The following is a 944-nucleotide window of genomic DNA, read 5'->3' as shown; positions in this document are numbered from 1 at the left end:
CTTTGCTTGATCGTAAGACGATCATGAAACACGAAAAAAATGGTGATTTGGGAAATCAGTATTTGAAAACTCATGCTGCTTGCGTTGGTCCTTATCAGTTAAAAAGTTGGCGCCCTGGAGAAGCGATTTTATTGCGTGCAAGCTCTCACTATTGGGGACAAGCACCTAAACTAAAGCAGATTGTAATTCGCCATGTTGCGGAGCCTGGAACACAACGCTTGTTGTTGCAAAAACATGATATTGATGTTGCTCGTAATTTGACACCTGAAGATCTTGCAGATTTGCAAAAAACAACAGATGTTAAAATCAAAGAAGTGTTAGAACCATCCATGATGTACTGGGGATTCAATATGACAAATCCCATTTTTGCTAAGGAAAAAGTACGCTTGGCGATGCGTTATCTTATAGATTATGAAGGTCTTGGCAAGAAGCTTCTCAAAGGGATTGGTATTCCACGGGCAAGTTTTATTCCTCTTGGCAATTTTGGGGCTTTGGATGAAAAAGAAGGACAACCCTTTAAGCTTGATATTCAAAAAGCCAAGCAGCTTTTAGCAGAGTCCGGTTATCCGAACGGATTTGAGGCAAATTTTCTCGTATCAAACACTCCTTATACTTTATTACTTGCTCAGTCACTTCAAGATAGTGCTGCGCAGGCGGGCGTGCGTCTTAAAATTGAACGTGTGGCAGGTACACAGTTGTTTTCAAAAGTGAATGCAAGGGCTTTTGATACGGCTTTTGTTGGATGGAATAATGATTCTGCGGATCCTCATACAATGGCTTCACGTCTTGTTTATAATCCAGATAATCGGTTTGAGGCAAAAAATACAGCTTATCCTAGTTGGCAGTATGGGTATTTTGATGCCAAGATGAATCAAAAAGTTGAAGAGGCGTTGTTTCAAAAAGATCCACAAAAACGGGCGCAAATATATGCTGATTTACAACGT

Annotated in this window: 1 protein-coding gene; it reads left to right on the top strand. The window is 40.3% G+C overall.

The window, feature by feature from the left end; genetic code table 11:
* A partial coding sequence (locus ACFINF_RS09370; protein WP_375620611.1) for an ABC transporter substrate-binding protein occupies positions 1–944 on the top strand: 944 nt, incomplete at both ends.

The organism is Bartonella sp. TS25HLJMH, from assembly GCF_042193505.1.
Taxonomy (GTDB): domain Bacteria; phylum Pseudomonadota; class Alphaproteobacteria; order Rhizobiales; family Rhizobiaceae; genus Bartonella; species Bartonella grahamii.
This window is presented reverse-complemented; position numbering and strand designations above follow the sequence as displayed.